The sequence below is a fragment of the Clostridioides sp. LIBA-6622 genome (assembly GCF_056716095.1).
Genome location: NZ_CP196998.1, coordinates 1538720 through 1557576, shown reverse-complemented (window position 1 = coordinate 1557576; position 18857 = coordinate 1538720). Strand labels below are relative to the sequence as shown.

Sequence of the window (18857 nt, the reverse complement as noted above, 5' to 3'; positions counted from 1 at the left end):
ATTTTTAATGGTTGTATAATATTATATAACCATTAAATTATCATTAATATAAAAAATATATTACATGATAGTAAACTATCCATATCTCCTATAAATAAAGTAAAAACATAAAAAACTAACCACTAAATAAATTATAATCTTAATTTCTTTAATTTTTTAGAGTTGACAATTCAAATAGAAGAAGCTATTATTTTTATAAATGAACAATTCATTCATAAGGAGGTGAAACACTTGGACCAACGTATTAAAGACATATCTGATGCTGCCACAACTTTATTCATTAAGCAAGGGTATACAAAAACTCAGATTAACCACATAGCAAAAGCAGTAGGCGTTTCTGTAGGTACAATTTATCTTAACTTTGCAGGTAAAAAGGAAATTATGCACTTTATCCTTAAATGTACAATAGAACCTGATTTCATTAATAATAGTTTTTCAAAACCAATTACAAATGATTTGTTTATTGGATTAGAAAATCAGATTATTGATATTTTTAAAAAATCTGGAGACACTTTTGCTTCACATCTTAAGAATAATCTTATAGGTTATAGCTTTGAAGAATTTATATCTGATTCATTTGATATTCTTTCTCAATATGCTGTTGGGTGTTTGTTTATAGAAAAAAATCAATTTGATTTTAAAAGACTATCAGAGTATTATATAACCTATCGCAAACAGTTTCTTGATACTATGACACATTATATGACTGAGTTTATTACAAGAGGAATTGTTCGTCAGTTAGAACATATTGAACTATCTACTACACTTATAATCGAAATTTTATCTTGGTGGGCTATGGACATTCACTATACTTCTTTTCAAACACAAGATATTTCATCGGATTTGGCAAAACAGATTTGTATGGATAACATTATAACTGCATACAAAAAATAAAATTGGTAGGTCTCTATGACCTCTAATTTTTACATTTATTATGAATGAACTATTCATTTACTACAAAGGAGATGTAAAATAATATGAAACTTAAAAAACAAATTACGATTTGTATTGCTATGGCAACATGTATGTTAACTTTTACTGGATGCTCTCATTCACAAACTTCTTCACTGGCAAACGAACTTCATTTTTCTTTGGATGATATATTAAACTTGACCATTTCATATGATGAAGAAAAAATAGCATTTTTTGAAAGTGAAAGTGATGAACTAATTATCAAGGAGTATATGACAACCAATAAAAATAGTTACCATGCAAAAATAAATCAAGACAGTAACAGCATCAAAATCAGTGAGGGGGGTAAGCCTCTTTTCAAAGGTAGTTTTTCACGTTATATTGAAGTTTACTTGCCTACATCTTACCATGAAAATTTAACTGTCACGACAACTGATGGAAATATTGATTTTTCAAATATTGATATTCTCTTATCATCACTGCATTCTGACAGTACAACTGGAACTATTCATTTTAATGTAGCAAAAGCCAAAGATATCTATCTATCTTCTACAAGTGGCACATTAAAGCTAGGAGATTTAAAAGCAAATCAAATTAAAATAGAAACAACCAGTGGTAATGTAACTTGTGACAAAATAGATGGAAATGTTACATATACTTCCACTAGTGGAAATGCTAATATAAAATCTGCTGTTGGTTCAGGAAATTATAGAACCAATAATTCTGGAAATCTAAATATCAAATATGCTAAAGTGACTGATAATCTTTCATTCTTTAATAAAAATGATGACATTAATATTATACTTCCTAAAGATTTAGAGTTTGAGTTTATAGCAACAACAAAAAATGGCTTGATTTCAACTAATTTTAAAAAATATATTACACTTGAGAAAAGAATAGCAAAAGGTATAATTGGTAGTCATCCTGATATAACAATCAATGTCGAAACTAATAATGGAAATATTAATGTGACAAGATAATAATATTTATATCTTTTTTATGAAAAACACCATACTTCTTATTAGGTATAATATTAATCTATTACTATTATTTAAAAATTTGAATATTCAACTTAATTATTAAAGCATGATTAATATGAAAAAATATGAAGCCCAATAAAGATAATCTCTTTAGGGCTTCTATATATTTTAAAACTTTTTTATTTTCTAACTAGGTATTTACTCTATTATTTTTTATTATTTCCTGTTATTCCCAGTCTATCATTCATATCTTTTATCATTTTTCTAAAACCACTACCTATATCATTTCCAACATCTTCTGTTCCATGAACTAACTTCATAAAGTCATTTTGACCTTTTTTCATATCTTCATCAGATACATTATCTAATTTTTTTATTCTCTCATCTATATCTTTTATTAATCTTTCACCTTCAGTTATTAGTTCATCATTCATTTTCTTTAACTCTGTATCTTCTGTTTTACCATCTTTTTTAAGAGATGTTACAAATGATTGTATTTTATCTCTACTATCTTTATATGCAGCTTTTACATCACTCAAGTATTTTTCATTTCCTGGATATTCTTTATCCTTAAACTGGTTATTTATACTTTCTGGTGTATCATAAATAGAATATCTATTTAAACCTGCTATATAATCGTTATAACTTGTTGAATAATAATTCATATAACCTTCATTATTATTTACTGATTCATTGGGATTTTTTCCTGCATTTTCACTTGGCTCTTCTGTTTTTTTAGTACATGCAGTCATTCCTATAGCTAATACTAACGCTAGTCCTACAAATAAAGTTCTTTTTAATTTCATTTTTATTATCCTCCTAGATGTTTTGTATTACAAAAAATTTTAATATATTTCTTTCTTAATTTAGTATTTCTATATTTTTATTTTTTATTTACTAAAATTAAACAAGATATAATTTATTTTTTGGGAAATTATAATAAATAAGTAACTAAATAAAAAAAATATAAATTTATTATTGATATTGATTATCATTCATAGTATAATCTAATTAATTGATATTAGTTTTCATTTGAAGGAGGTTATCTTTTATGTCTTGTTGTAATTCACAATTTTGTTGTAAAAATAAAATTGACTCATCATATATAAAATGGCTTTTAGAGGTTTTAGGTCCGGTTTTTTTAGGCTCTAAGCCTGCTGAAATAATAAATATTTCATTTACTGATGTAAATAGAGAGGAAAAAATCAGTAATATTTATAAATATCTATATAAATGTAAAAAAATAGATTTTATAGTTATTGATAAAAAGAAAAAAGGATTAAAAATCTTATTTGTAAACAAAAAGGCATTATCAGAAAGATTAAAATGTAAAAAAACAATAAATTTTTTAAAATTTCTAGGATATAAACAAAATACAAATGTCAATGCTTATTTAGAACATTTAGTAGATAAACTTAAGGGTGATACTTTCCCTGATGAAATAGGAATTTTTTTAGGATATCCTCTTAAAGATGTAATTGGATTTATGGGATATAGTAATTATGAAGTTTCTATGATTAAATATTGGAAGGTTTATGGAGATACAAAACAATCAGAAGACACATATTCTAAGTTTTTACTTCATCGTAAGAAAATGAGAAAATTACTAGACTACATAAGTGTAGATAAAATAGTAAGCTGTTTTTAATTGTATTTTATATAATAATAAATACACCCTTTTACTATACTGTTTCCATAATAAAAAGGGTGTATTTCCTAATTTAATATTCTAGTTTTGATTGTACAACATATCTTTAATATCTATTTTCTTCTCTTGCATTCCATTAGACATTAAGAATTCTTGTGTGTCTTCTAGCTCTTTTATATCTTTATCTGTTATTTTAGAACTAAAATCATACCAAGAATACATTTCTTTAGTTTCATCTAAAGATAAACCAACTTCTTTAGATACAACATCCATTACTTTATCCTTATTTTCATCCATATATTTTAAAGTTTCTTCATGAACTTTCATAAATCTTTTTACTAACTCAGGATATTTTTCAGCAAAATCATCACTTACTGCAGTAACTATTATTCCACTAACTAAGCCTTCTCCATTTACAATCATCTTAGCACCTGAGTTTATTGTTTTTAATGCTGTTGGACCTGCAAGCATTGCTACATCAGCACTTTTACTTTCTAATGCAGAAGCAGCACTAGGAATATCCATATTTACATATTCAACATCATCTATAGTATAGCCTTCCTTAGCAAGTGCAGCAATTAACAATTGATGAAGTATAGTCCCTTTTGGTCCTACTATTTTTTTACCTTTTAAATCCTTTATAGATTTAATATTTTCATTATTAGTTATAAGCATATATCCTTTTGGTGATCTACTATAAATATTTGTGACTTTAAGACCAACACCATTTGAAGCAGCTATTATTGCAGATGTACCTCCTAATGCATGTAAAAAATCTATCTCTCCTGCAGCTAGTGCTTGAGTTTGTTCTGGCCCTGTTGTCAATTCATGAAAATTAACTTTTATATTGTCTTTTCCAAATTCCTTTCCAAATAAATCATCCTTTTTTTCCAGTATACTAGGAACATTAAGTGGTGATTTCACATAAGTTAGATTTATTTCCTTAGGTAAACTAGCCTCTTTTTTCGCAGGTGCATCTTTCTCATCATTTTTTGTTGAGCAACCTACAGTACCAACTAACACCATTACTAAAGATGTCATCACTGCTAAAATCTTTTTGTTTCTCTTAATCAATTAAAACTCCCCCAATTCCCTTAATATTTCTTTTTTTAAGCTTATATAATAGCTTTTAGTTAAATCTCTATTGTATTCATCTTCGACACTAAACTGTTTAATCCCTTTATTTTTACTAAAAACAATTATTTTCTTTGCTATTTCCATAGCTTCTTCTATATTATGAGTTACAAATACTACACCTTTTTTAGTATTTTTATGAATACTTACAACTTCTCTTTGCATTTTTCTTCTTGTAAAGTAATCTAGTGCCGCAAATGGCTCGTCCATCAGTAAAATATCTGGATTGAATGAAAGTGCTCTTGCTATACTTACTCTGTGAGCCATCCCCCCTGATAATTCATTTGGATATGAGTTTTTAAACTTTTCAAGCTTCATCATTTTTAAATACTTATCTAAATCAACTTTATTTCTATTCTTTTTTTCAGTATGTAAAAGTATATTTTCACTCACATTCAACCATGGCATGAGTCTGCTTTCTTGAAATACTACTCCTACTTTTGGAATACATTCTTTATTATCATTATAAAAATATACCTTCCCACTAGTAGCGTTTTCAAGACCTGCTAAAATTCTAAGTAAAGTAGTCTTCCCACATCCACTTTCACCTAATATAACAGTGATTTCTTCGCTAGATATATTTAGAGATACATCATCAAGAACCAAGTGTTCTTTATTATCAACTAAATATTTTTTATGTATATTCTCTAATAAAAATCCATTTCTAACCATTTAAATCAACCTGCTTCCCTTTACTAAACTTTGTTATTGCCTTTGAAAATAGATAGTCTGAAAGTATACCTAAAAAACCAATAACAAAAATCCCTACCAATACAACATCAGTCCTTGACATATCTTTTCCATCAGAAATCAAATATCCTAGACCTGAAGAAGCTGCAATAAGTTCTGCTCCAATTATAGCTCTAAAACTATATCCTAGACCTAAACTAAGTCCAACAACAATATCTAACATAGAATTAGGAATTATTATTTTATAAAAAATTCTCTTTTTAGATAAATTAAAAGATTTACCTACTTCTATTAATTTATTATCGCAATTCTTTATGCCTTTTAATGTGTTTAAAAATATTGGAAAAAAGGATGCTAAAATGATAATTATAATTTTGGATTCTTCACCTATGCCAAACCATAAAATCAGCATTGGAATCAAAGCTAGTGGAGGTGTACTTCGCATAAACTCAAATACTGGTTTGAAATATTCATACATTTTTTTATTTACTCCAAATACAACTCCAAGTGGTATCGCTATCAGTGAACTTATTAAAAAACCTATCAATATTCTTTTTATACTTGCATACGCATTTAAGAAAATAGAACCATCATATATCATCTTTATGAAAGTATCTAAAACTCTTTCAGGAGGAGGCAAGATATAACTACTCCATACTCCCAGTACACATACAATCTTCCATAAAATTAAAATTATTAAAAAAATATAATATCCTTTGAACTTTTTATGAATTTTCTCAATCATATAAAACTCCTTTTAATATATCTATCCCTGATACCCTTTTTATTTTTTAAAATCCTAAATAATGATTAAACCAAACTATAAAATTTAATCTATACCAATCCTTAACCCACCTGAATTCATTCTATCAGAAGGCGTAGAATCTGTTTTTAAGCCAGACAATCTTTCAGATGGTTGTATAATAACTATTTGTCCAGGTTCAACAAATTCCATATGATAAGATTCCCCTGAAGTCTGACCAATAAAAGTCTTCCATGATAATTTTGCTACTTTTGGATATGGTTCTCTTCCTGTCCAAGCTACTAAAGCATCTGGGTCCACACAACAAGGCCCTTCAAGTATTAGAGGATTTCCATCTGTTATTATAGCAACATCTTGATTTTGGCCTGTTTTGTTTACTAAATGTGTAGTGAAAAGACCTTTTTGAGATAGTACTCCTGAACCAATTAATTTTACACTATAATGTAATTGTTCAGAAAATGCCAATAAATTTTCACTCTCAACATAAATTGAATCACCTGGGTCAATCGATATTACATCTACATGATAAGCATTTTGAGCCAAGTAAATTTCACCTTCACCTTCAACAACCATTATTGGCATTTGTTCTCCTGTTAATGACCTTTGAACATGACCTAACAGTGCTCTTCCTAAACCACCACCATTATTGGGACCCAATAATAATTTTTCAAAATTAAAATTTCCTTTAAAGGCTACCATAGCACCTTTTTTTGCGAAAAATTTGCCACTTCCCCTTGCTATACACATAAGTTCATTCGTTACATCAAATTTAAACATAAGATACATTTATATTGCTTTGTTTAGCAATAATCCCTCCTAATCATATATTTGTCTATAATTATACATTAAAATTACAGCATAGTCTAACCTACTTCAAACGTGAAATTTATTATTTATATAAAAAATAAGAACCTGATAATAAAGTAATTTCACTTTTTATCAGGTTCTCATTTTATCTATCTTTTAGTGCTATTACAGCTCTTACTACTTGAGCATCCAGAACAACCACATCCGCAACTGCTACCATTCTTTTTTGAATTTTTGACCATATGCATTACAGCTAACGCCATTAATACTACTACAATAGCTGCTATGATAAATGTAGCCATATTTATCACTCCTTATTTATATGAATTAATTTTTCATATAACTTAATTTACCGATTTTTTCTTTTTTCATATTCCTATTTGAATAAGTTAAAACTATCAACACTACTGCTACTGCTATAACTATAGATATTATTGCCCCAGCAATACTTCCTCCAGTTCCTAAAACTAAACTTCCAACTTGATTGATAAGAAGAGCAACTATATATGCTGTTAAAGTCTGGAATCCTAATGTAATCCATGTCCATTTCCATGAACCCATTTCTCTTTTTATAGCTCCGATAGCTGCAAAACAAGGCGCACAAAGCATATTAAATGCCATAAATGCAAACGCACTAGCTACTGTAAACATACTTGCAACTGAACCAAGAAGTGCTGGGTCTTGCTCTGTTGCATCTGATATACCAAATAAAACTCCAAATGTTCCAACTACATTTTCTTTAGCTACTAGACCTGTAACTGTTGCTACTGATGATTGCCAGTTTCCAAATCCAAGAGGTGCAAATATTGGTGCAACTATATTTCCTAAACTAGCTAATATACTGTCTCCAGCATCTACCATCTGTAATGACCAGTTAAATGATTGTAAGAACCAAATTACTCCACAAGCTACAAATATAATTGTACCTGCTTTGATTATAAAGGCTTTTCCTCTATCCCACATGTGTATTAAAACACCTTTTGCACTTGGAACATGATATTGAGGTAATTCCATAACAAATGGAGATGGCTCTCCTGCAAATAAACTAGTTCTCTTTAATATAATTCCACAGATGATTATCATTACAATACCTAAGAAATACATTGATGGTGCTACCCATGAAGCACCTCCAAATAATGCTCCTGCAAATAATGCTATTATTGGAATCTTAGCTCCACATGGAATGAATGTAGTTAACATAATAGTCATTTTTCTGTCTCTATCATTCTCTATAGTACGAGTTGACATAACTCCTGGAACTCCACAACCAGAACTTATAAGCATTGGTATAAATGATTTTCCTGAAAGACCAAACTTACGGAAAATTCTATCCATTATAAAAGCTACACGTGACATATATCCACAATCTTCTAGTATTGATAGTAGTAAGAATAGAAGCATGATTTGTGGAACAAATCCTAATACAGCTCCTACTCCACCAATTAGACCATCAACTACAAGTCCTTGTAGCCAATCAGCTACATTTAAAGAAGCTAGAAAATTACTTACATTTCCTTGAATAATTTCTCCAAACAGTACATCATTAGTCCAATCAGTTGCTACAGCACCCAATGAACTTACTGCTATATAATAAACTCCCCACATTATAAGTGCAAAAATAGGTAATGCTAGTATTCTATTTGTTACAATTTTATCTATTTTATCTGATACAGTTTCCTTACCTTTTCTATTCTTCTTTATTATACTTGAAATTATTGAACTAATAAATTCATAACGATTTGCTGTTACTATACTTTCACTGTCATCATCTAATTCATCTTCACAATTTCCAGTTATTTCTTCTATGTTATTCAATATTGTTTTAGGAATATCAAGTTTTTGTATAACATTTTCATCTCTTTCAAATAACTTTATAGCTAACCAGCGTGTTTCCATATCTATGTATGGAGTTTTTTCTTCTATTATCTTTTCAATTTTTTCTATTGCTACCTTACTTTCATCAACAAAAGGTAATTTAAAATTTAATTTATTATTGCTACTTGCAAGTTCAATTGCCTTTTCAGCAGCTTCCATGATTCCTTGACCTTTAACTGCTGTCACTTCTACAACTGGGCAACCTATAACCTCAGATAACTTTTTAATATTTATCTTATCACCATTCTTATTAACAATATCCATCATGTTAAGAGCTATAACAGTAGGTATACCTAATTCTAAAACTTGAGTTGTAAGATATAAATTTCTCTCTATATTTGATGCATCTACTATATTTATTACTGCATCTGGTTTATCATCTAGCATAAAATTACGTGTAACCACTTCTTCTAATGTATATGGTGATAAAGAATAAATACCTGGTAAATCTACTATCTCCACATCTTTATTTCCTTTTAACTTTCCACCTTTTTTTTCAACTGTTACTCCTGGCCAGTTCCCAACATATTGCGATGAACCTGTAAGCCCATTGAACATTGTTGTCTTACCACAGTTAGGATTTCCTATGAGACCTATTTTTATTGACATTTCCATTCCCTCCATTATTATTTAAGTACATAACTATTCATGATACAGAAAATCATTCTCATTATATAATTGCACTAAACCTATTCTAATTAATTTTATTATTCCACAATAATTTTTTCTGCATCTGACTTACGAATTGATAGTTCATAATCTCTGACTGTTATTTCAATTGGGTCTCCAAGAGGAGCTACTTTTCTTACAAATACATCAACACCTCTCGTAATTCCCATATCCATTATACGTCTTCGTGTGGCTCCTTCCCCTTCTAATTTCTTGACTTTTACAGTCTCCCCACACTTAATATCCTTTAGTCTGTTCATATCATTACCTCCCTATATTATTATTCTGCTTGCCATCTTTTTGTCTAATGCAACTCTAGTATCTTTTACATCTATTATTAAATTACCATCTATCTTAGAAATTATTTTAACATTTGTACCTACTACAAAACCTATACTATTTAAAAAAGTTCTTGTCTTGTCACTTCCTGAAATCTTCTTTATAACTACTTCTTCTCCTGTATTTGATAGTATCAATGGCATCATACAATATTCCTCCCCTTAAACTAATTTAAATTTATAAGCAATCGTTATCTCATATATAAATTACAATATTTTATCTTAAATTTTAAGCAGTTAAAATAATCACCTATTTTTTTCCTTCTTTTTACAATTCCTAATTTTGATTTAAGTCTATCACAATAGTATAAACTTTGCAAGTGATTATTGTATTCTTTTGATTTTTTTTCTCATTTGATTCAACCTATTAATAAATTCCATAAAATTTCATACAAAAATAAAGATGCTCTAATACAGTATATTTAACTATATTAAAGCATCTTCATTGTGTAAATGTTTTCACATTACTTATACATTCTTTTCTTCTTTTTTAAAAACTATTTTCTCAAATTCTTTTACTGGCATTGGTTTAGAAAATAAGTATCCCTGTACCATATCACATCCAATTTGCTTTAAAAAATCTAATTGCGAAATGGTTTCTACTCCTTCTGAGATTACTTTCATTTTTAACTCTTTTGCCATTCTAATGACATTAGATATAACAATTTTTTCATTATTACTCTCATCTTTTTCTGTAAAAAATGCTCTATCTAATTTTAATATGTCAACAGGCAATTCCTTTAGAAGATTAAGTGAAGAATATCCTGTTCCAAAATCATCCATAGAGATTACAAACCCATTTTCTTTTAGATGATTCATTGTATCAACTAAACCGTTTATATTATCTAATACTGCTGTTTCTGTTAGCTCTAATTCTATAAAATTTGTTGGTATTCTGTATTTATCTACTATTAGTCTAAATTTCTCAACAAAATTGCTATTTACAAAATGCATTCGAGATAAGTTAACAGATATAGGTACCACTTTCTGACCTTCATCTATCCATTCTCTAATCTTTTTACATACTTCCTCAAATACATAAAAATCAATATTTACAATAAAACCATTTCTCTCAAATACAGGGATAAATTCTATTGGTGGTATTAAACCTTTCTTTGGATTGTCCCAACGAACAAGTGCTTCAGCTCCTATGATTTGGTAATCTGAAAGACTGTATTTAGGCTGAAGATACACAATAAATTCTCCATTGTTAAGAGCATCTACCATTGTATTTTCAATTTCTTTTTCTTTTAGTATTTTCTTATGCATTTCATCATTATAAAAAGCAAATGAATTTTTATGACCACCTTTTATGGTCTTTCTTGCAGTATTTGCTCTGTCCATAATAGTGTTTATATCCCTATCATCTTTATTTATTTTGTATATACCACAATCTAAAATCAACTTATAGTAATGTATCTTCGGATTACTAAATATCTGAACTTTGTTATAAATACTATTCAGCCTTGTTTTGATATTTTCATCTGTCTTATATCTAATAAGAAGAACAAAGTGGTCAGCAGAAACTCTTGCAAAAATTTCATCCTCATGTAATTCACCTGTAACAGTATTTGATATATGTATTAAAGTACTATTACCCACATCATATCCAAACATATCATTTATATACTTGAATTTATCAACATCCATATAAAATAACACATATGATTCTGGACTATTTTTAGCAAATAGTTTCTCTGCATTTATTTTAAACTTTTCTATACTATCTGCTCCTGTTAATGTATCTGTATATGCAATTTTCTTTAGAGAATCCTCTTTCTTTTTCTTATTATAAATTATGTATTTGATGGCAATTAAAAATATAATACAAATACACATAACAATTTGTACTGAGTACTCTTTAAAAATGATACCAAATGGTACCTTATAAGGCTTATTAATAGTATTAGAATATATACTATCATTTAACTGTTCATCCGTAATTTTACCCATTGATTTATTTAAAATTGATATCAATATTGGATTAATTTTATTTGATACTCCTATACACATTCTATAATTAGTATCTAAAACAGATATAATAGATAAATTATTGCATTTTCCTTCCTTTAAAAGTTCATCAAACTGATAAGAACTAAGTACCATTAGACTTGCTTTTCCTTCATCTATAGCATCTAAACTATCTTCTATAGATTTATAAGAAGTTGTTTTTGCATTTTCAAAGCTTTTTTCTATATAAGAGTCAATAGACTTATAGCTATTTGTTAAAGCAATATTTAAATCACTATTGAGATTGGTTCCTAGCTTTCCAACCATAACTATTGGGATATTTATGTATGGATTTGTCAGTTTCATATTAAATCGTTTTTCTTTATCATCTTCATTAATTGAGCCACAAACCATATCTGCCTTTCCATTTTTGATGTAATTAAGACTCTCATTATAATTTTTAGTTTTAATATATTCAAATTCTATACCACATTTTTTTGATATAATTGACATTAAGTCAGAACTTATACCTTTAAATGAATTACTTTCTATATCATAATATTCAACAGGAGACCACTCAGAATCATATACCATAGTAAGCTTTGGATTGGTTTTAATAAAATTAATTTCTTGACGAGTAAATGCTATAGAATTAGTAACATCTCTTTTAAAATACTTTTTATATAATTCCATATCATAGTACATATCATTCATTTTTAATTCTTTTAAAGCATATTCTAATTCTTTTACTAAATCAGTTTTCTCTTTTGTAGTAGCTAAATAAAAAGGCTCCATTGAAAACTTACTAACTATTTTCATTCCTTTTGCATTTACAATACTTCCACAAACAAAAGCATCTGCTTTATTTTTATTAACAGACTCAATTAACTCATCGATAGAATTACAATATATATATTTCACTGAAAATTTATTTTCTTTTCTATACTTCTCAAATTCAACATTATGAAAACTTCCTTTTAGCACAGCTACCCTCATGCCATTAAAAGAATTTATATCTTCATAAAACATATTGTAGTTATTATCATTTGTATATAATGCACTATATTCATAACCTGAACTTATTTTAGGAAAATTAAATATTTTATTTCTTTCATCATTACTCTGCAAAGGTCCAAGTATATCTATCTCACCTTTTTTTAATCTATCTAAACATTCTTCCCAGGACCCTTTTACAAATTCATACTTCCATCCTGTATATTTTGAAATTTCTTTTAAATAATCATAACCATATCCTGTATAAGAATGTTCTTTGGATGAAGATATAATTCCATAATTATCACAATATCCAACTCGTATTTTTTTTGAATTTTCAGACTCATCAGCAAAGCATTGAACATTATTACACGATACAATAAGTAAAAATATCAAAGAAAGTACTAAGAAGTTCTTTTTAAATGCTTTCATATTTAAAAACCTCCAATTTGCCAACTTACTTTACCTTATTTAGTGTTTCAGTTGTAACTACTTTTATTGTAATGGTAAATATATCAAATTGCAATATTCTCATATAATATTCTTATTTAACCATAATAATTTTTTATTGTCTGTTTGAATATACCATCTTATAATAACACCTTAAAAATCATAAAAATATAATTAATACCATAATTATTATATCTCAAAAACTTAATAGTACTAAAATATAATAGCACTACTAATATTTTTAAATATCAATAGTGCCATAAGAAACTTTTCAAATTAATTAAATTTTTATATATTTTATAATAAGCTATATTATCATAAATATTTAGCTAGAAAACTTTTTTCTTTAAAGCTAAACACTTGTGTCTGAATATCAGAATAATTTTTTGAATATGTATCAATAAAACCATGATTTGCATCTAAAATCTCGATTTGAATATTTTGTTTTTTAGAAAGTTGACAATAAACAGAATCAACATCAAACGAGTCATGTTTTGCAAATACTAACAATATAGGGCATTTAGGAATTATATCCATATAATCTCTAATTCGAGAACCATAACAGCAAATTATACCATCACAAAGAGAATTTTCACTACATCTCCAGGCAATAGTTGCACCCACACTATATCCTACAACAAGTACATATTTGTATTCTGACTTTAAATCATTTATAAGCCCCTCTACCTTTTTATAAACATCAAATCCAATATTATCTATGAAAAAATCATATGCGTTAGAGGCTTCGGAATATGAAAATACTCTTTTTTTACCCAAAAGTTCGGGGCAAAATACATCAAAGCCATATTGATAATACTTTTGACAAATATCTTCTATAAATTTATTAGCTCCATAGATTTCATGTAACACAATAATAGCTACTTCACTTTTATGTATACGCTTTATCAGATTACCCACCTCCTATATAAAATAGTCAATATTTTTATACTTAGTTTAATGTAATCTTATTAGTATGTCAATTTACTCTTTATAAGTCTAACTTTCAACTTAAACTAATTTCTTATTTTATAAACTTAATTACTACTACGCTTAAAATTCTGCTCAATTTTTAAAATATACTAACTATAAACAACAAGTAAAGTAAAAAGAAAAAAAGTATCTCACTCATAATTTTTTAAAATTATAAATGAAATACTTTTAAATTCTATTTTATATTAAATTTATTTTCCAAAATATCTATTTAATAATCCTAAGAATGCTTTACCATGTCTAGCTTCATCTTTACACATTTCATGTACTGTATCATGTATAGCATCTAATCCTAATTCTTTAGCTTTTTTAGCTAATTTTAATTTCCCATCAGTTGCACCATACTCAGCATCAACTCTAACTCTTAAGTTCTCTTTTGTATCTGCAACTACAACTTCTCCAAGAAGTTCTGCAAATTTAGCAGCATGCTCAGCTTCTTCAAAAGCTATTCTCTTGTAAGCTTCTCCTACTTCTGGATAACCTTCTCTGTCAGCTTGTCTACTCATTGCTAAATACATTCCTACTTCTGTACATTCACCAACAAAGTTAGCTCTTAATCCTTCAATTACTTCTTCGTCTACACCTTGAGCTACACCTATTCTATGCTCATCAGCCCAATTTTTTTCGCCTTTCATTTCTTCAAATTTATCAGCTCCAACTTTACATACTGGACATTGTGCTGGTGCAGCATCCCCTTCATGTATATATCCACATACTGTACAAACAAATTTTTTCATAATTACTTTCCTCCTAATTTTATATATCAAATTAAATTTTTTATTTATCAAGTTAATTTATATATACCCGAGGCATATTCCTTTAAACAATTTTTTTAAAAGTTTTTTCTAAATACCTACTTTCCTTGTGTTAACAGTATGTTTCTATAATAACGACCTTTTAATTCTATTAATTCTTTATGATTTCCAGATTCTATAATTCTACCATTTTCTAAAACTATTATATTATCACAATTTGATATAGTGCTTAATCTATGAGCTATAATTATACTTGTCTTTCCAAAAGTCAAATTATTTATTGCATCTTGAATCTTAGCCTCTGTTGCTATATCTATATTGCTTGTAGCTTCATCTAAAATAAGTATAGGTGCATTTTTTAATATTGCTCTAGCAATACTTATTAATTGTTTTTGACCTTCACTTAAATCCTCACCCCTATCAGATAATACAGTATTATATCCTTCATACATTTTCGTTATAAATTTATGTGAATTTGCTATTTTACTAGCATATATGACCTCTTCATCAGTAGCCATTAAATTTCCATACCTTATATTTTCCATAACTGTATCATTAAATATATAACTTTCTTGTGGGACTACTCCAAAACAAGTTCTTAAATAATTTCTGTCAATAGAATATATATCTTCACTATCTAAAAATATACTTCCTTTATCTACTTGATAAAAATTTGTAATTAAATTTATAATTGTTGTTTTCCCACTACCAGTTTCCCCTATAATAGCATTTGATGTACCTGCCTTTATTCTTAAATTTATATTATCTAGAATTTTCTTTTTTGAATCATAGGAAAAACTTACATCCTTAAATTCCATTTCTCCGTTTACAAAAGAAGCATTTAAATTATCATTCTTATTATCATTAAACTTACTTTTAAATACACCATTTACTTCTTGTTCCTCTTTTTCATCTATAATTTCAAAAACTCTTTCACATCCTGCTATTGCTGAAAGTAATGTATTAAATAAGTTTGCCAATTCATTTAAGGGTCTTGTAAATTGTCTTACATAACTTAAAAAACTTGCTATAACTCCTATAGTTATAATATCCTTAGATGCCAAAACTCCACCTATAATACATATAGTCGCAAACCCTATGTTACTAATTACGTTCATAATAGGCATTAAAAGAGATGTATATATTTGCGATTTGAGTGAAATATTCAGTAGTCTATCATTAATTTCTCTAAAATCATTTACAGACTTTCTCTCATAATTAAAAGATTTTACTACATTTATATTGGATACCATTTCTTCAATATGAGAATTTAACTTCCCTAACTCAACTTGTTGTTGTTTAAAAAGGACTCTAGTCCTCTTTGCTATAAAATTACTTAGAAACATTACTATTGGTATTAATATAATACTACAAAATGTTAAAACTGGACTTAATATAAACATCATAATGAAAGTCATCAATATATTTAAAATTCCTGTAATTAATTGCACTAATGAATTTGAGATTCCTGTACTAATATTATCAACATCATTTGTTACCCTGCTCATAATATCTCCAGTAGAACTTTTATCAAAGAAGGTTATTGGCAGATTTTTAAATTTTAAAAACAAATTACTTCTCATCTCTTTAACTATACTTTGAGATAATCTAGCTGTACATATCCCCTTAGATAGTTTAACTGAGAATTCAATTATGTAAAATGATAATAATATAATTATACCTTTGAATAAAATGGAATTTGAATAAGTATCAATATTTATTATGTCAACTACTTTTCCAAGAGTATATGGTATTATAGTTGATATAACTGAGTCGATTATTACCAACAAAAAAATAAATCTAGTAATATTTTTGTCTTTTTTAAAGTACATAAAAACTCTTTTAAATGTTTTTTTAAAATCTTTAGGCTTCTCTTTTTTCTTTAATCTACTGACCTTTTGATTTTCAGTACCTAAATTCAATATACTTCCTCCTTAATTTACATCTTCATTTATTAAGTTCTGCAACTCAAAAATTTTTTTATAAATTGGAGAACTAACCAGTAAATCTTCATGTGTAGCAAATCCAACCACCTCTCCCTCATCTAAGACTAAAATTTTATCACAGTCAATTATAGAGCTAATCTTTTGTGAAATAGTTATAATGGTACATTTTTTATTTTCTTTGTTTCTTAAATTATTTATATAATCTTTTATATTCTTTCTTATAGTTGTCTCTGTATTAATATCCATTGCACTAAAACAATCATCAAGAATTAATATTTGTGGTTTTTTTGCTATAGCTCTAGCTATTGTAATTCTTTGTCTTTGTCCTCCTGATAAGTTTTTACCCCTTTGAAATAAAACTTCATCATAAGAATTTTCAAGTTTTGTTATAAATTGATTTGCATTTGCTAACTCACACGAATTTATAACATCTTTTTTACTTATATCCTCATTTCCCATAGTTATATTTTCTAGTATACTTTTACCAAACACACTACTATTTTGAAATACTACACCTATTTTTTCCCTTAAACTTTCTTCAGAAATACTGTATATACTATTTCCTCCAATCTTAATATCTCCTCTATCAACTATATATAATTTTTGAATTAAATTTATCAAAGAAGTCTTTCCTGAACCAGTTTGACCAATTACACCAATGTTTTGACCTTCTTCTATTTTAAAAGATATGTTTTTTAATATTTTCTCATCTGTATTTTTATTATATGAAAAATAAACATTTTCAAAAACCATATCCCCACTTGTAAATTTAATTTTCTTTTCTTCAATATTTAAGTTAACATTTTTCTCAATTATTTCTTCATTATCATCAAGTAAAACTTCACTTACTCTTTCATATGAAGCTTTTGCTCTAACAAAAACATTAAAAACATGAGAAATCATTATAAGTGATGTTAATATCCTAGTCATATAATTTACATAAGCAACTATAATTCCAATTTTAATTTCTCCTGAATAAACTAAATGTCTTCCAATTAATAATATTATTATTATGGAAACATTAATAATTATTGTAATTGTAGGTCTAAAAAATGACATCATTGTCGTAGCTTTTCTACTATTTTTGAAAAGCTCCTCGTTTAGCTTTTCAAAACTTTCACTTTCATAATCGTATCTGCAAAATAATTTAACTACTTTTATACCACCTAGAAACTGTCTTAATTTTGAATTTATTTTATCTGTGCTTTCTTGTACATTCTTAAACAGTCTATATCCAATCTTCATATTTAGTAATATTATAATAAATATAATTAAAACTGCAACTAAGATAATTATTGACATCTTCAAGTTTAGTTTTATGGCTATAATTAAACTTCCTATACACATAATTGGTGATTTTATAAAAACTCTCATCATTCCATGGACGAATTGTTGTATTTGATTAATATCATTAGTGATTCTTGTTATTAATGAAGCTCTACCAAATTTATCTATTTGTTTTAATGAATATGTATTTATCTTTTCAAACACATCCTGTCTCAAATCGTAAGAAAAACATTGAGAAACTCTTGCTGAGACTATACTTCTTATTATTGAAAATATTGCACCTAAAAAGGTTATACCTATCATTAAAGCCCCTGTTGATAATATGTAATCTAAATTCTTATTTGAAACTCCTATATCGATTATTTTTGCCATTATGGTTGGTTGAGCTAAATCACAAAAAGCTTCCAGTGTCAAAAAAAATACTGCTGTCAGAAATAATGCTATATATTTTTTTATGTATTTTTTAAAATACCTCATTTAATCATCCCTTCATAGAATTTTCTCATTATAAAAAGTATATCATAATGACTAATTTAATTGATTATATCAATTATAAATATTTGTTTTATTATTAATTTTTATACTATAATATTTTATAAATTATTTGTTTTTATTTCCTATATTTATATATATTTATAGCATACTATTATATATAATATATATGTATTAA

17 protein-coding genes are annotated in these 18857 nt (G+C 27.1%); 3 read left to right on the top strand and 14 right to left on the bottom strand.

The annotated features are described in order from the left end of the window. Nucleotides 1-231 precede the first annotated feature (231 nt). Nucleotides 232-894 (top strand): TetR/AcrR family transcriptional regulator, encoded by a 663-nt coding sequence (locus tag ACTG47_RS07445; protein ID WP_479926660.1) that lies wholly within the window; start codon nucleotides 232-234, stop codon nucleotides 892-894. 83 nt (nucleotides 895-977) lie between these two features. Further along, nucleotides 978-1892, top strand: coding sequence for a DUF4097 family beta strand repeat-containing protein (locus tag ACTG47_RS07440; RefSeq protein ID WP_479926659.1), 915 nt, complete (start codon nucleotides 978-980; stop codon nucleotides 1890-1892). A 206-nt stretch (nucleotides 1893-2098) separates the two neighbouring features. On the opposite strand, the gene ACTG47_RS07435 is transcribed toward ACTG47_RS07440, so the two are convergent. Then, nucleotides 2099-2698, bottom strand: coding sequence for a hypothetical protein (locus tag ACTG47_RS07435; protein WP_169470407.1), 600 nt, complete (start codon nucleotides 2696-2698; stop codon nucleotides 2099-2101). 245 nt (nucleotides 2699-2943) lie between these two features. Between ACTG47_RS07435 and ACTG47_RS07430 the strand changes: the two genes are divergently transcribed. Next, complete coding sequence (locus tag ACTG47_RS07430) at nucleotides 2944-3540, top strand: DUF3793 family protein (protein ID WP_479926658.1); 597 nt, start codon at nucleotides 2944-2946, stop codon at nucleotides 3538-3540. Nucleotides 3541-3621: 81 nt separating this feature from the next. Here the strand turns inward: ACTG47_RS07430 and ACTG47_RS07425 are convergent, their stop codons facing one another. The 13 genes from ACTG47_RS07425 to ACTG47_RS07365 all read right to left on the bottom strand — a co-directional run bounded on the left by ACTG47_RS07425 (nucleotide 3622) and on the right by ACTG47_RS07365 (nucleotide 18664). Beyond that, nucleotides 3622-4614 carry an NrtA/SsuA/CpmA family ABC transporter substrate-binding protein gene (locus ACTG47_RS07425; protein WP_074178985.1) on the bottom strand — a complete coding sequence of 331 codons (993 nt, stop codon included), beginning with the start codon at nucleotides 4612-4614 and terminating at the stop codon, nucleotides 3622-3624. Continuing rightward, on the bottom strand, nucleotides 4615-5346 hold the full coding sequence (locus ACTG47_RS07420; protein WP_479926657.1) for an ABC transporter ATP-binding protein: 732 nt from the start codon (nucleotides 5344-5346) through the stop codon (nucleotides 4615-4617). It lies immediately after the preceding gene. Next, a complete protein-coding gene (locus ACTG47_RS07415) occupies nucleotides 5339-6109 on the bottom strand; it encodes an ABC transporter permease (RefSeq protein ID WP_169470410.1) in 771 nt (256 codons plus the stop codon). The genes ACTG47_RS07420 and ACTG47_RS07415 overlap by 8 nt, the downstream gene beginning before the upstream one ends. Nucleotides 6110-6193: 84 nt before the next feature. Next, a complete protein-coding gene (locus ACTG47_RS07410) occupies nucleotides 6194-6904 on the bottom strand; it encodes an AIM24 family protein (RefSeq protein WP_054276440.1) in 711 nt (236 codons plus the stop codon). A 179-nt stretch (nucleotides 6905-7083) separates the two neighbouring features. Continuing rightward, the gene (locus ACTG47_RS07405; protein ID WP_021384256.1) at nucleotides 7084-7236 is read right to left on the bottom strand and encodes a FeoB-associated Cys-rich membrane protein; all 153 of its coding nucleotides are present in this window, start codon (nucleotides 7234-7236) and stop codon (nucleotides 7084-7086) included. A gap of 25 nt (nucleotides 7237-7261) precedes the next feature. Continuing rightward, nucleotides 7262-9418, bottom strand: a complete 2157-nt coding sequence (feoB, locus tag ACTG47_RS07400) for a ferrous iron transport protein B (protein ID WP_479926656.1) — start codon at nucleotides 9416-9418, stop codon at nucleotides 7262-7264. 98 nt (nucleotides 9419-9516) lie between these two features. Continuing rightward, a complete protein-coding gene (locus ACTG47_RS07395) occupies nucleotides 9517-9738 on the bottom strand; it encodes a FeoA family protein (RefSeq protein WP_021384243.1) in 222 nt (73 codons plus the stop codon). A 12-nt stretch (nucleotides 9739-9750) separates the two neighbouring features. Continuing rightward, nucleotides 9751-9963: a FeoA family protein gene (locus ACTG47_RS07390; protein WP_021384253.1), complete on the bottom strand. Its 213-nt coding sequence runs from the start codon at nucleotides 9961-9963 to the stop codon at nucleotides 9751-9753. Between the two features lie 321 nt (nucleotides 9964-10284). Then, nucleotides 10285-13191: an EAL domain-containing protein gene (locus tag ACTG47_RS07385; RefSeq protein ID WP_479926655.1), complete on the bottom strand. Its 2907-nt coding sequence runs from the start codon at nucleotides 13189-13191 to the stop codon at nucleotides 10285-10287. 333 nt (nucleotides 13192-13524) lie between these two features. After that, on the bottom strand, nucleotides 13525-14127 hold the full coding sequence (locus ACTG47_RS07380; protein WP_479926654.1) for a dienelactone hydrolase family protein: 603 nt from the start codon (nucleotides 14125-14127) through the stop codon (nucleotides 13525-13527). Nucleotides 14128-14390: 263 nt separating this feature from the next. Beyond that, nucleotides 14391-14936 carry an NADH peroxidase gene (locus tag ACTG47_RS07375; protein ID WP_107594844.1) on the bottom strand — a complete coding sequence of 182 codons (546 nt, stop codon included), beginning with the start codon at nucleotides 14934-14936 and terminating at the stop codon, nucleotides 14391-14393. A 116-nt stretch (nucleotides 14937-15052) separates the two neighbouring features. Next, nucleotides 15053-16876 carry an ABC transporter ATP-binding protein gene (locus tag ACTG47_RS07370; protein WP_479926653.1) on the bottom strand — a complete coding sequence of 608 codons (1824 nt, stop codon included), beginning with the start codon at nucleotides 16874-16876 and terminating at the stop codon, nucleotides 15053-15055. 12 nt (nucleotides 16877-16888) lie between these two features. After that, nucleotides 16889-18664, bottom strand: coding sequence for an ABC transporter ATP-binding protein (locus ACTG47_RS07365; RefSeq protein ID WP_479926652.1), 1776 nt, complete (start codon nucleotides 18662-18664; stop codon nucleotides 16889-16891). Nucleotides 18665-18857: the final 193 nt, after the last annotated feature.

Coding starts and splice junctions, on each gene's coding strand:
- ACTG47_RS07440 (WP_479926659.1), top strand. CDS start 978: ATGAAACTTAAAAAACAAATTACGATTTGTATTGCTATGGCAACATGT.
- ACTG47_RS07435 (WP_169470407.1), bottom strand. CDS start 2,698: ATGAAATTAAAAAGAACTTTATTTGTAGGACTAGCGTTAGTATTAGCT.
- ACTG47_RS07430 (WP_479926658.1), top strand. CDS start 2,944: ATGTCTTGTTGTAATTCACAATTTTGTTGTAAAAATAAAATTGACTCA.
- ACTG47_RS07420 (WP_479926657.1), bottom strand. CDS start 5,346: ATGGTTAGAAATGGATTTTTATTAGAGAATATACATAAAAAATATTTA.
- ACTG47_RS07415 (WP_169470410.1), bottom strand. CDS start 6,109: ATGATTGAGAAAATTCATAAAAAGTTCAAAGGATATTATATTTTTTTA.
- ACTG47_RS07410 (WP_054276440.1), bottom strand. CDS start 6,904: ATGTTTAAATTTGATGTAACGAATGAACTTATGTGTATAGCAAGGGGA.
- ACTG47_RS07405 (WP_021384256.1), bottom strand. CDS start 7,236: ATGGCTACATTTATCATAGCAGCTATTGTAGTAGTATTAATGGCGTTA.
- feoB (WP_479926656.1), bottom strand. CDS start 9,418: ATGTCAATAAAAATAGGTCTCATAGGAAATCCTAACTGTGGTAAGACA.
- ACTG47_RS07395 (WP_021384243.1), bottom strand. CDS start 9,738: ATGAACAGACTAAAGGATATTAAGTGTGGGGAGACTGTAAAAGTCAAG.
- ACTG47_RS07390 (WP_021384253.1), bottom strand. CDS start 9,963: ATGATGCCATTGATACTATCAAATACAGGAGAAGAAGTAGTTATAAAG.
- ACTG47_RS07385 (WP_479926655.1), bottom strand. CDS start 13,191: ATGAAAGCATTTAAAAAGAACTTCTTAGTACTTTCTTTGATATTTTTA.
- ACTG47_RS07375 (WP_107594844.1), bottom strand. CDS start 14,936: ATGAAAAAATTTGTTTGTACAGTATGTGGATATATACATGAAGGGGAT.
- ACTG47_RS07365 (WP_479926652.1), bottom strand. CDS start 18,664: ATGAGGTATTTTAAAAAATACATAAAAAAATATATAGCATTATTTCTG.